This window comes from Tumebacillus lacus (assembly GCF_026410385.1).
Taxonomy (GTDB): domain Bacteria; phylum Bacillota; class Bacilli; order Tumebacillales; family Tumebacillaceae; genus Tumebacillus; species Tumebacillus lacus.
The window spans coordinates 28,412-39,925 of record NZ_JAPMLT010000017.1 but is presented as its reverse complement, the minus strand read 5'-3'; the positions used below and the strand labels follow the sequence as shown (position 1 = coordinate 39,925).

The window sequence follows — 11,514 nt, the reverse complement described above, 5'->3', positions numbered from 1 at the left end:
TCAGAAGGGGGATACTCCCGTGGAATTCTTCTTGATCCTGCTCGTCATCATCACCAGCATCGTCGGCCTGCTCTCTCCCAAACGCCACTCCGGCAAAAAACGAAAAGACGGCGACGGCGGCTTTTTCGACTTCGACTTTTCTTCCGACTCGGGCGACTCCGGCGGCGATGGAGGCGGAGGCGGAGGCGGCGGTGGTGGCGGAGATTGATCCCCATACAAAAAACGAACAAAAAACCCCCGACACCCGTCGGAGGTTTTTTTCGTCTGTTCATTCAAGAAGACACTCGCTCCTCCTCATCAACCCCATAGGGCCAAGGAGTCAGCAAGATCCGCTTCACCCGCTTGCGCTCCAGCACCAGCCAGGCGATCAACTGGAAGGCGAGAAAATACACCGCCATCACCCCGAGCGAAAATGTGATCGTCATCCCCGCCGCCGGGGGCGGACCTTCGAAATACTGCGTCAGGTCGTTGGCGAACAGCGTATAGCGCACCCACGCCGACGGCAGCGACCACACCGCCACATGCCCGGCCAACATCACCGTGATCGCCAATCCTTTCGCCAGCCAAGAGCGCATCCACGTCGCCAGCATAAACGCCATCGTGACCATCATCAACAACGTCACCGCCTGGAGTCCGTATCCGAGCAACGCGTGCTGTGCCATCCCCATCTCGTGCCGGACGCCCGCTCCGTCAAAATACGTGAACATCTCCCCGTACCCGCCAAAGCCAAACATCAGCCCGCCGATCAAAAGCGAGCCGCCGCCAAACGCCAGATACAGCAGCAGTCCGCCGATCAGCGCGGTGATGTATTTTACCAACATCGTCCCGGTCTTTGCCCGCGGCCGCAGCCACACCACGTTGCCCGCCCGCTGCTCCGGGAGATTCAAATCGGCGATCAGCACCGCAAACGCCGCCACTGCCGGCATCGCTGCCGTGATCCCCTCAAAAAAATGCCAGCCGTTCCCGACATTGGAGCCGGTCAGACGGCAAAAGAACGCATAGAGCAGCGTTCCGGCCAGCAACATCAGGACAAACCCCGTCGCGCGCAGTCGCACCATATGAACCATTTGATCTTTTACAATCCGTTGCAACATCTGTCTCACCCCGGTGTCCGTCTCCACTCTATTCTAAATCGAATACAATCTTAGAATTAGTATACGCCCATAATAACATAGATAATGAACGCTTAGTATACGGTCCGATCATTATATTTCTCGACAAATGCCGCATCCTTCCCCTGTTACATCCTGACCGTCATCATATTGCCCGAACCGTATCGTTTGAGCCCTCGAGAAAAACTCCACGTCGCGCATACGGCCAGCACCGTGACCGCCACCACCGTCGCCAGCAGGAACGGCGTCTGCATCTCACGCAGCAGTCCGAGCGGCAGATACGAGATAAACCCCGCCGGGATCACCGTGAACAACACCATCCGCCCGATTCCCCGAAAAATATCGGTCGGATAGGTGGCAAACGTGAGAAACGTGATGAAAAACTGATGCCCGAGTCCTTCCGCGTTGCCGATGTAAAACGCCAGCGACTGGGTCAGCACCGTAAAGTACGTAAAGATCATCGTCGCCAAGCACAGCGCCACTGCAAACTTAACGATTCCAAGCCATGAGAGATCCCCGAACAGCACGAACAGGATCAACCCGAACAAAATATCACCGATCGCCGACACCGACATCCGCGAGACGAGCACGTGGAGCAAAACGGGCTTCGGCTGCGCGAGATACGTATCGAGTTGGCCGGTGGCGACGATGTTGGCGAGGGAGTAGGCGTTGCCAAACAGCACCGCCGAAAACCCAAAGCCTGCCGCCGAGACGGCCCACATCATCATCACGTCTTGCATCTGCCAGCCGTTGACCAGCGGGAAGCGGTTGAAATACACGCCCCAAAAGAAGATCCAGACCGCGTTGTTCACCATCATCGTGACGACCTGCAGCCAAAAGCTCATCCGAAACTCCATCGCCCCGGCGAGGTTCATCTTCCAGCAGGCGAAAACAAAACTCAGGTGTTTAGCCGCCGTTGACATTGAGTTTTTTCACTCCTTTCCGATAGAGGAGCGCGAGCAGGAGACTCAGCAGCGCGATCCAGATCCACTGAATGACGAAAAATTTTCCGATCAGCAGGGCGTCAAACTGCACCGCCATCTTCGAGGGAAAATAGACCACCGTCTGAAACGGCAACCACGCGCAGACCTTTTGCAGCGTCTCGGGAAACGTTTCGAGCGGCAGCATCATCCCGCCGACGGTGAACAGCAGTTTGTTGTAGACAAACTCGATGCCCCACGTCTCCTCGATCCAGAACGAGCAGAGCGCGATCATCATCGTGATCAAGAAATTCACCGTAAATGCCCCGGCCGCCATCACCAGATAGCCGACCCAGCCAAAGCCCCAGTCCGGCACCCCGAACACGAACAGCCCGAGCGCACCGCCGACAGCCAGATTGACGACGAGGCGAACGGCCGCTTCGCCCATGTAGGCGGAGTAGTGGAAAAGGAGATAGCTCATCGGGCGGGTGAGTTGGTAGCCGATGTCGCCTTTTTTGACCTCTTCCTCCACCTTCAAAGAGAGCCTCGGCGACGCCATGATGATCGCCTCGGCAAAGATCAGATACCAGATGATCTGGTCAAACCGATACCCTGCGATCCGCGACGTCCCTTCCCCTTCGAACGTCACCGTCCACAGTTGCAAAAACACATAGAGGATGACCAACAAAAACAGCGATCTCAGCAGAAAATCGTAGATGTATGCCACATGATTTCGCACCGTGATCCCGCCGACCGCCGTGTATTTCGCCAACTTCACCGCCAACGACGAGACTCCGCGCCTTTCACCGTCTTGCCACGGAGTATGACTGGCCGATCTCCCGGTGCGTTCGTTGACAGACGCAGCCTCAAGCCCCGCCATGATGGGTCCGTTGCTTCCGTCTTGCCGTCGTTTGTGTTCTTCATCCCGAGCTCTCATGCCCCTGCTCCTTTCCCGCCTTTGCGTAGATATGCGTAATGACCTCCTCCATCGAGGGGTCTTCGATGGTCACGTCCTCCAGCCGGTAGTTTTGGACGATATACGCCAGTACCGTCTCAATCGAAGTCTCCACCGTGTTCACCGACAGCTTCAGCCCGGCTCCTTTCTGTTTGACCACCTCGACGCCCGGCAGGAGCAACGGTTGCTCCGGGATGACCGCCAGTTTCAAGTGGATCGTCTTGTGCGTCAGATACTCCCGCTTCATGTTGGTGACCGAGTCGTCGAGGATCACCTGCCCGTGGTTGATCACGATCACCCGCTTGCACAGTTGCTCGACATCCCCCGCATCGTGCGACGTGAGAAACAGCGTCGTCCCCTCTTCCCGGTTCATCTCCCGGATCAGGTCGCGGATCATCGCCTTCACCACCACATCGAGCCCGATCGTCGGCTCATCCAAAAACACGATCTGCGGCCGATGCAAGAGCGCCGCTGCGATCTCGCAACGCATCCGCTCCCCGAGCGACAGTTTGCGCACCGGCGTATGCAGATAGTTTCCCAATTCAAATCGCTCGACCAGATCATCCCGCCGCTTGCGAAAATCGTTCATCGGCACCTCATAGATGCGCCCCATCAACTCAAACGTGTCGACCGGCGGCAAGTGATACCACAGCTGCGACTTTTGCCCAAACACCGACCCGACGTGAAACGCCAATCGTTGCCGGTCCCGCCACGGCGTATATCCCAGCACATCCGCCTCCCCGCCGCTCGGGTGCAAAATGCCGGTCAGCATCTTGATCGTCGTCGACTTGCCCGCCCCGTTCGGCCCGAGAAACGCCAGCACCTCGCCCTGTTCCACCGTAAAGTCGATCGGCTGCACGGCCACCTTTTCCGACACGACCGGCTTGAACAACCCCTTGATGCTGCCCGAAAGCCCCGGCTGTTTGTGTTTCATCGTGAACGACTTGGTCAGTCCTTGTACACGTATAGCGGACATTTGTCTGCTCCCCCTTCAGCGAAATAAAGAAAGCCCTCCGAGACCGTTTCAGACCCTTTGGGTCTGGAACTTCTCGGAGGGCTTTTATCCCTACGGTGTAGCGCATTTCCCATGCGCCCGGCATCGCTCGGTTCGACGGAAACCCTGTGTGCACAGGACTTTCTTCGGCTCCCTAGACGCCCTTCCAGCTGCTTATTGAGATTTATAGTAGCACGCCCCGTTGTCCAATGACAAGAGACATTTTTATAAAAATATACATTTTTTCAAAGATGTGTGCCATTCATCCGTTATAATGGGGGAAAGCCTGATTTCAGGAAACTTCCGGCATCGAAAGGAGATCTGACATGACAGCCTCGGAACACCGCCGCTCTTGGATCGCCGCCGCTGGATTTGCGCTCGTCTTTGACTTGGTCGCCTTTTGGGGCGGCTGGTTGCTGACCGGACCGCCGCGGTCGATGGAGCCGTTTCATTCCTTTAAAACGACCGTCACCATCGGATTGCCCGCGATCAACCAACTGCTCGACGCCAAACACCAGACGGGCAGCCTGACCTCCGGCTCGGTGGCGATCATTCCCGGCATCCTGTTCGCCCTGGTGCTCTTTCTCGTGACGACCCTCGCGACCTCCTCCTTCATCGGCCTGCTCGCCCGAAGCGTCGAATCGCGCGACACGACGGTCGGCGAAGATGCCCGGCGGGCGTTTGTCACGATGTTTTTGTGGCTTCTGTTCCAGTTCGCGATGACGGCTGTGCTGTTCTTCCTTTTTGCCGCCATCGGTCTCCCTATGCTCGGCGGGATCTTTGCGGTCGTCGCTTTGCTGTGGTTCCGCTATTATTTTCTGTTCTTCGAGTATGCCTGCGTCGTGCTGCGCCTAGGCTTTGGCGAGGCGTGGGAGATGTCGGCCCGTCTGCGCCGCGCAACGGACGGCGGCGCGATGACCTATTTCATCCTCTCGCTGCTGGTCAACGCCGTGCTCGCCTATTTCGCAAACGCGCTGTTCTCCCTCCCCGGTGTCTTCGTCATGCAGTTGCTCTACATCCCGGTGATCACCTGGCTCCAGCATCGCCTGATGCGCGACTTTTTCGATGCCTGTGACAAGGTCTGGCCCGTTTAAACTGGCATTGCACCGCCCGATGGATTATACTGGTTTTTAGATTTAGATTCCTGATCATGTAAAAATGAGGTGCTTTCCTTTGACGAAGATCGAAATGAACTCCCTCGCTGCGAAGAAGATCCGCGAGGCGATGGAACAACAAGAAAACAAAGAGCTCAAACTGCGCGTATCGGTCGACCATATGCACGGTGACCATGCTCACTACGGCATGAACCTCGACACCCAAAAGCCGGAAGACGAAGTCGTCACCGTCCAAGGGCTGGAGGTGCTCGTCGGTCCGGAGCACAAAGAGATGCTCGACGGCCTGTCGATCAAATTCCTGCTCTACCCGCAAGAAGGTTTCAAGATCACCAACCCGGCGAAAAACAACCACGGCGACCACTAAGCGCCGGTCATGCGAGGAGAAGAATAAGACAGGCTGCGGCCGGTCTTTTTCTCTTTTCACCCATTCACGGAGGAACACGAACATGAACCTAGCTGTCGAAGGCGGAAACCTCCACGTCGAGGTGCAGGGCGCAGGTGAGCCGGTCCTGCTGGTGCACGGCCTCTTTGCATCCGGCTATTGCTGGCGGCACACGGCGGCCCGGCTGGCCGAGTCCTATCGCGTGTACAACCTCGACCTGCTCGGATTTGGCCGGAGCGACATGCCGCCCGACGCCGACTATTCGCAGTCCGCGCAGGCACGCCGCGTCCTGCAGGCCGTTTCGGGGTTGGGTCTTGAGGGCGTTCGGCTGGTCGGGCACTCGATGGGCGGCGAGATCGCCGTGCGAGCGGTGCTGCAAGACCCGCGCCCGTTCCGGCAGCTCGTGCTCGTGGCGGCGGACGGGTTTCGACGGCCGTTTCGTCCGTGGACGCGGCATCTGCTCAGCCACCCGTATATGGGCTGGTTCGTGCGCCGCACCTTCGACGAAAAGCATTTCCGCCACTCGATCCGCACCGTCGTCCACGACCACCGTATCTACACGCCGGAGATGGTCGCCGCCTACTGCGAACCGTACAAACGACCCGAGTTCCCGGAGGCGATGCGCCGGCTTGCCCATGACCGCGAAGGCGGCCTGTCGCCGGACGAGTGCCGGGCGATCGCGCTGCCGACCCTGCTCCTGTGGGGCGAACGCGATTTTATCGTGCCAAGGCGCATCGGCGACCGCTACAAAGACGTGTTGCCAAACGCCCGCTACCGGACGCGTGCGCAGTGCGGCCACATGCCGATGGAAGAACACCCGGAGTGGCTGAACGGCGAGATCCTGAACTTTTTCGCCGCAGACGCCCGCACAGACAAAAGCACCGCCGACTCCTAGAATGGAGTTCGACGGTGATTTTTGCGTTGATACGTACGCAAGGGGGCTTTACCGCTCCGAAACAAGATCATCAAGCGGCTCCACCTGCCCGTCGCGCAGTGATTCCAACCCGGCCTGAGCCAAAATCGAATCGATCTCTTCCTGCGAAAGTTGAAAATCGGATTTGTTCACACCACTCACCTCCACCTTCGTGCCGTCCCTTGGGGTATTGAACAGTGTGCGCCGTTTCCGGCGATTCCATGCGGCGCCGCCTGCAATCGATGCGAAAAATACGCCGCGTACGATTCGCGCAATAACTGGCTGCTCTCCCGACGGGTCGTGCGCAGGTCGATCCACATGAGAATGAGTTGGCGTTCCCGGTCCCGCTTGTGTCCGGCGGGGACGCGGGAGAGAGCGTTTTCCTGTTTGCGACCGTCCGGTGCCACCGCGTGACCCCCTCTGCTCTCGTTCTGTTGCTGTATCTTATGCGGACGTGTCATCGCCCGTGAGCCTCGCCCACGCCCAAAGACACAGCAAAAAGACCCGGCACTCTGCGGGAGTCCGGGTCTTTTTACACGGCGTTGACTACTCTTGCGTTTGCACGTCTTGCTTGCCACGGCGGTCGGCCAGCCATTTGCCGACGGCGATGACGCCGATGGTGGTGAGTGCCGGCACGAGCCAGTTGAGCACTTCGTTGTGGATCAGTTCGACGATCAGGCGGTCTTCGATCAACATCGAACCGGCCGTCCAGCCGAGGACACCCGCCCCGATGTAGACGAGGATCGGGAAGCGGTTGATCAGCTTGAGGATCACTTGCGAGCCCCAGACGATGATCGGAATCGAGATCGCGAGGCCGATCAGCACCAGCGAGACGTGTTCCTTGCCCGCTGCGGCGACCGCAAAGATGTTATCCATCGACAGCACGAGGTCGGCGAGGATGATCGTGCGGATCGCTTCGCCAAACGAGGCGCCTTCCTTGATGTTCGCTTCCTCTTCGGCGTTGTCGACGAGCAGTTTGACTGCGACCCAGATCAGGAACAGACCGCCGATCGCTTGGAGCAGCGGCACTTTCAACAGATAGACGGCGACGACCGTCAGCGCGACACGCAGGCCGACTGCGCCGACCGTGCCCCAGAGGATCGCCTTTTTCTTCTGCTCCGGCGGCAGACGTCGGGATGCCAACGCGATGACCATCGCGTTGTCGCCGCTGACGACGAGGTCGATAATGATGATACTAAGCAGTGCAAGCAGATAATCCCACACCCATACTTCTCCCCTTCCGTGTTTTCGATTCACTTGCTATCCGTTTAGGAATGTCCCGATAACAGGCAAAATAAAAGAGACCTCTGCCTGTTACGGCAAAGGTCTCGCTAAACGCGCGGTTGAGCAAAGCCGGAGGAATGCGGAAACACCCTCGCGATGACGACTTTGCCACAGGGATGTCAAAAAAGGACAACCCTGCCAGCTACTCCCCTTTGTTCCCTCCATTTTACCCCTTCGCCGCTTGACCGTCAAGGCGAACGCCCAGATGATAGGAAGAGGAGGAAATGAACCAGAAGCAGGTGGAAGTCAAGACATGAATTTTTTTAAAAAAGGAGTTGCCTTCTGACATGACCTTTATGAAATGGCTGGCTCTGCTCTTCACACTAGGCCTCGATACCCTTGCACTCTCCATCGCCCTCGGCCTTGCCAACGTACCGCAGCGCTGGCGGATTGCGTTGACCTTTGCCCTCGCCGAAGCGTTGATGCCCACCGTCGGCTACCTCCTCGGCCATACGGTCAGCCTTTGGCTCGGCACGTATGGACCATGGATCGGTGTGGTTGCGGTGCTCGGCGTCGGCGTGTGGCTGCTCTTCGAAAATGACGACGAGGATGGCCTCTTCCACAAGGGAGCGGCAGGCTGGGTGTTATTTCTGACCGCCCTTACCATCTCGCTAGACGAGCTCGCCGTCGGCTTCTCCATCGGCCTTGGCCGCCTGCTGGCCGTGCCGGTCGGCTGGACGATGCTCGCGATGGCTGTGCAAGCCTTTCTCTTCACCTGGCTCGGCCTCACCTTCGCCCGCCGCCTCAAGCCCTTTCTCGGCGAAGCAGCAGAAAAGGCCGGCGGGATCATCCTGACCCTGCTCGGCCTGTACCTCGGCTGGGAACTTTGGCAGGGATCGTGATTGCCCCCGCCTCAGTCCCTCCCTGTCCCATTGTCATTCTCATCCCAAGACAGCACCGTCACCTCCGTGCTGTCCCCGCTCTCGACCTCCGCCTTCGTCGCCGGAGCCTGCAACTCATCGTCTTCCAGCCCCGGTGCGACCGTCGCCGGTTTTTTGCGGTGGTAGAGCTGCTCTTCTTGCTGCTGCTGATCCGTCAGCTTTTTCGCCATGTGTAAAGCCTCCCTCCTCGCATTTCCGTTAGTATACGCGGGAGGGAGGGGTTCTACCTGATGTATTTTCGGGCAATTGATAGCTTGGCACAGGACTGGTCTCGATCAGAACCTCCTCCAGTTCCTCCAAAGGCACTACTTTCATATAGGAGTACTTATCGATTTGTTCAAAGCCCGCTTTCCTCACCTGATCCGCTTGATCGGTGCCATTGTAGATCAGATCCGCCTTTCCATTTCTAACAGGCAGTACCTGAACGCGTATCCCCTGATAAATCGTATACAGCGAGCATTTATATACGGTTGTCACCCCATTCGGTCCTACCACTTTCTCATATCGTTCTCTGGGCCCGCGGACAAAACCGTTTGCAACTTCGGAAGCATCGTCTGTATACAGGTAAACCCGGCGACTCCCGACAACTTGAGAGGCTCTATACTCTTTTCCTCTATAGATCGCAAAAACGCCCTTTTTCAACTCCACGCTCTACGCCTCCCACAACACCCGATAAAATTCCTGCCGCACAGCCGGGTCACGGCGTGCGAACGCGCATTTTCCATCGATTGCGACGAGCATCAGGCGAGGTCTTCCGGGAGTTTGAAATGGAGCATGGGCAGTTTCGTCGATCCGATTTGGTCTAACTCCTCCATCGCCACTTCTTTTCGAAACTCATCACGGTCTACCTGAACAAACCCAAGCATTAGAAGGTCATCGGAATTCCCCATACCCGTATCCCGCAAGATCACTTTACCGTTATCAGCTATATGAGCGAGAACGCCCACTCCGCCGTATACGGCATAAACAACATAATGATACAGAGACTCGATCTGGTCCAAGCCGACTGTTTTTTCCAACCTGCCTTTCCATGCAGGAAGAAATCCATTGGCTGCCTCATTTTGATCACAGGTTAACAGTTCCACCTCTTTATGGATGGGGTCATACGATGCTGAATATTCTTTTCCTTGGTACAAAGCATGCACGCCAGATTTGATTCGATTTTCCTGCATATCTGTCACCTCTTGCTCTTTAGTCCGCGGGATATAGACTTCCCATTCCTTTTCGCCGTAGATCACGAACGAGTGCGTCGAATCAGGCAGGCTCCACCGGGAGTTTATATCCCGGCATCGGGATCACTTCCATGAGGATTTCAGGCAGTTCGGACTCTGGAAAGAACTTGAGATAGGAGTAACGATCAATCTTTTCAAAGCCCAACTTCCGAAGCGTACTGGCATATTGGGTGCCGTTGTAGATCAATTCGATCCCGTTCTCTTTGATCGAAAGCACCTCGACACGCGCTTCTCCAACCATCGCATAAGGCGTGTAGTCGCAAAGAGACTCGACTTCGGCCGGAGCCACCTCTTTTTCATATCGATCATGTCGCTGCTCAAACCCCACCGCGACCGATGACTGATCTTCCGAAAACAGAACTACGTTTTTGGTGAATCCATCAATCGTTGCACTGTACTCTTTGCCTTTATATAAGGCATAGACACCACTTTTCAATGTCATGATCTCGAACCCCTTCTTAATTCGAAGCCCAGTGAAATAAAATGACCCCCGTTCTCCATCGAGGGTCATTGTCATAGCCGCCATTGCAAGTCACGTACTGATCGACGCTCTACACCTCTGCCCGCTCATAAAACGGCTTCGTCTCTTTGCGGAAATAGAGGTCGATCTCGCCGTCGTGGTCGTGGCGGATCTCGTGGAATTCGACGTAGATTTCTTTGTCGATTTTGTCGCGCACGTAGACATGAAGGTCGAGCATGAGGTTGAGGAAGTGTACCTCCGCATTTTCATCCAATTCTAGACCAACCACCAGGAACGGCATGCGTCCGCGTGACGGGATGAACGTGAGGATGACGGACGCTTTTTTCACAAACGGCAGGGAGGGCAGGTGCCGCTTTAAACCGGCGAGCAGCAAGGCCGGAACCTCTTTCGGCTCCCCGAGGACGATCTGCTCCTCTTCTACGTCCTCTGCCTCCAACGGTTCATACGCCTCAAACAACAGCCCTGCGGCCAACGCTTTCAGTTCCGTCGAGGTGAGCTCCTTCCCGGCCTCCGTGCAAGGATTGAGCATCAACACAACGTCCTCCGGCATCCCGGTCAGAAGTTGTTGTGCCGGAACGAGCAAATGCCGCTGCCCCTCGGGGATCACTTCCTTGAACAACTCCAACGACGAGAAAAACGGAAGCACTTCCCGCCCCTCGACTTCAAAGAATGAGAAATGGTACTCCCCCGTCTCGCCACTCCCTTCCGTCGTCCCGACCGCATACAACTCCGCCTCCCACAACGCCCGATAAAACTCCGGCCGCAGTGCCGGATCACGGCGAGCAGAGGCGCATTTTTCAGCGAGTGCGTCGAGCATTATGCGAGGTCCTCCGGGAGTTTTGTGCCCAACAGCGGAATCTTTTCAACTACGAACCCTTGGATCTCCCCGACTGGCACGACTTTCATGTAGGAGTATCTGTCAAATTGCTCGAATCCGGCCTTCACCAGTTGGTCAGCCTGATCAGTCCCGTGGTAGCTAAGTTCCGCTTTTCCATTCTCAATACTCTCTACGTGTACGCGCACTCCCTGATAGATAGCAAACGGAGCGCATTGATAGATTGAGTTGATCTCCGTTGGCCCAACCGCTTTCTCAAAATCTCCAAAGGAAGTGCGAACAAAACCATTCGCGACATCTGACGCGTCTTTGCTAAACAAAAACACCCGATCTGTCCCCTCTTCTGTAGCAGCCACATATTCCTTCCCTTTATAAAGCGCAAAAACACCTTTTTTATATTCTGTCATGTG

Annotated in this window: 18 protein-coding genes; 5 read left to right on the top strand and 13 right to left on the bottom strand. The window is 56.5% G+C overall.

Annotated features, from left to right (window positions below):
* Positions 1–19: 19 nt before the first annotated feature.
* The gene (locus OS242_RS20155) at positions 20–208 is read left to right on the top strand and encodes a hypothetical protein (protein WP_267153476.1); all 189 of its coding nucleotides are present in this window, start codon (positions 20–22) and stop codon (positions 206–208) included.
* A 64-nt stretch (positions 209–272) separates the two neighbouring features.
* On the opposite strand, the gene OS242_RS20150 is transcribed toward OS242_RS20155, so the two are convergent.
* The 4 genes from OS242_RS20150 to OS242_RS20135 all read right to left on the bottom strand — a co-directional run bounded on the left by OS242_RS20150 (position 273) and on the right by OS242_RS20135 (position 3,963).
* On the bottom strand, positions 273–1,094 hold the full coding sequence (locus OS242_RS20150) for a hypothetical protein (RefSeq protein ID WP_267153475.1): 822 nt from the start codon (positions 1,092–1,094) through the stop codon (positions 273–275).
* A gap of 146 nt (positions 1,095–1,240) precedes the next feature.
* On the bottom strand, positions 1,241–2,035 hold the full coding sequence (locus tag OS242_RS20145; protein WP_267153474.1) for an ABC transporter permease: 795 nt from the start codon (positions 2,033–2,035) through the stop codon (positions 1,241–1,243).
* Positions 2,019–2,969 carry an ABC transporter permease gene (locus OS242_RS20140; RefSeq protein WP_267153473.1) on the bottom strand — a complete coding sequence of 317 codons (951 nt, stop codon included), beginning with the start codon at positions 2,967–2,969 and terminating at the stop codon, positions 2,019–2,021. The genes OS242_RS20145 and OS242_RS20140 overlap by 17 nt, the downstream gene beginning before the upstream one ends.
* On the bottom strand, positions 2,953–3,963 hold the full coding sequence (locus tag OS242_RS20135; RefSeq protein ID WP_267153472.1) for an ABC transporter ATP-binding protein: 1,011 nt from the start codon (positions 3,961–3,963) through the stop codon (positions 2,953–2,955). The genes OS242_RS20140 and OS242_RS20135 overlap by 17 nt, the downstream gene beginning before the upstream one ends.
* Positions 3,964–4,307: 344 nt before the next feature.
* On the opposite strand from OS242_RS20135, the gene OS242_RS20130 reads away from it, so the two are divergent.
* From OS242_RS20130 to OS242_RS20120, 3 genes are all read left to right on the top strand, one after another.
* Entirely contained in the window at positions 4,308–5,075 is a 768-nt protein-coding gene (locus OS242_RS20130) for a hypothetical protein (protein ID WP_267153471.1), read from the top strand.
* Between the two features lie 79 nt (positions 5,076–5,154).
* A complete protein-coding gene (locus tag OS242_RS20125; protein ID WP_323372983.1) occupies positions 5,155–5,460 on the top strand; it encodes a HesB/IscA family protein in 306 nt (101 codons plus the stop codon).
* Between the two features lie 82 nt (positions 5,461–5,542).
* Complete coding sequence (locus tag OS242_RS20120; RefSeq protein ID WP_267153469.1) at positions 5,543–6,373, top strand: alpha/beta fold hydrolase; 831 nt, start codon at positions 5,543–5,545, stop codon at positions 6,371–6,373.
* Between the two features lie 48 nt (positions 6,374–6,421).
* Here the strand turns inward: OS242_RS20120 and OS242_RS20115 are convergent, their stop codons facing one another.
* The 3 genes from OS242_RS20115 to OS242_RS20105 all read right to left on the bottom strand — a co-directional run bounded on the left by OS242_RS20115 (position 6,422) and on the right by OS242_RS20105 (position 7,615).
* Positions 6,422–6,544, bottom strand: a complete 123-nt coding sequence (locus tag OS242_RS20115) for a hypothetical protein (RefSeq protein WP_267153468.1) — start codon at positions 6,542–6,544, stop codon at positions 6,422–6,424.
* A gap of 5 nt (positions 6,545–6,549) precedes the next feature.
* Positions 6,550–6,798: a hypothetical protein gene (locus OS242_RS20110; RefSeq protein WP_267153467.1), complete on the bottom strand. Its 249-nt coding sequence runs from the start codon at positions 6,796–6,798 to the stop codon at positions 6,550–6,552.
* Between the two features lie 139 nt (positions 6,799–6,937).
* Positions 6,938–7,615 carry a TerC family protein gene (locus OS242_RS20105; protein WP_267153466.1) on the bottom strand — a complete coding sequence of 226 codons (678 nt, stop codon included), beginning with the start codon at positions 7,613–7,615 and terminating at the stop codon, positions 6,938–6,940.
* Positions 7,616–7,950: 335 nt separating this feature from the next.
* On the opposite strand from OS242_RS20105, the gene OS242_RS20100 reads away from it, so the two are divergent.
* Positions 7,951–8,517, top strand: coding sequence for a manganese efflux pump MntP (locus tag OS242_RS20100; RefSeq protein ID WP_267153465.1), 567 nt, complete (start codon positions 7,951–7,953; stop codon positions 8,515–8,517).
* A gap of 11 nt (positions 8,518–8,528) precedes the next feature.
* Here the strand turns inward: OS242_RS20100 and OS242_RS20095 are convergent, their stop codons facing one another.
* The 6 genes from OS242_RS20095 to OS242_RS20070 form a co-directional block, all read right to left on the bottom strand.
* Entirely contained in the window at positions 8,529–8,726 is a 198-nt protein-coding gene (locus OS242_RS20095) for a hypothetical protein (protein WP_267153464.1), read from the bottom strand.
* Between the two features lie 28 nt (positions 8,727–8,754).
* On the bottom strand, positions 8,755–9,204 hold the full coding sequence (locus OS242_RS20090) for a hypothetical protein (RefSeq protein WP_267153463.1): 450 nt from the start codon (positions 9,202–9,204) through the stop codon (positions 8,755–8,757).
* 92 nt (positions 9,205–9,296) lie between these two features.
* On the bottom strand, positions 9,297–9,794 hold the full coding sequence (locus OS242_RS20085) for a hypothetical protein (protein ID WP_267153462.1): 498 nt from the start codon (positions 9,792–9,794) through the stop codon (positions 9,297–9,299).
* Positions 9,795–9,810: 16 nt separating this feature from the next.
* The gene (locus OS242_RS20080) at positions 9,811–10,230 is read right to left on the bottom strand and encodes a hypothetical protein (protein WP_267153461.1); all 420 of its coding nucleotides are present in this window, start codon (positions 10,228–10,230) and stop codon (positions 9,811–9,813) included.
* A 109-nt stretch (positions 10,231–10,339) separates the two neighbouring features.
* Positions 10,340–11,086 (bottom strand): enhanced serine sensitivity protein SseB C-terminal domain-containing protein, encoded by a 747-nt coding sequence (locus OS242_RS20075; RefSeq protein WP_267153460.1) that lies wholly within the window; start codon positions 11,084–11,086, stop codon positions 10,340–10,342.
* On the bottom strand, positions 11,086–11,511 hold the full coding sequence (locus OS242_RS20070; protein ID WP_267153459.1) for a hypothetical protein: 426 nt from the start codon (positions 11,509–11,511) through the stop codon (positions 11,086–11,088). Before OS242_RS20070 ends, OS242_RS20075 begins: the two co-directional genes overlap by 1 nt.
* Positions 11,512–11,514: the final 3 nt, after the last annotated feature.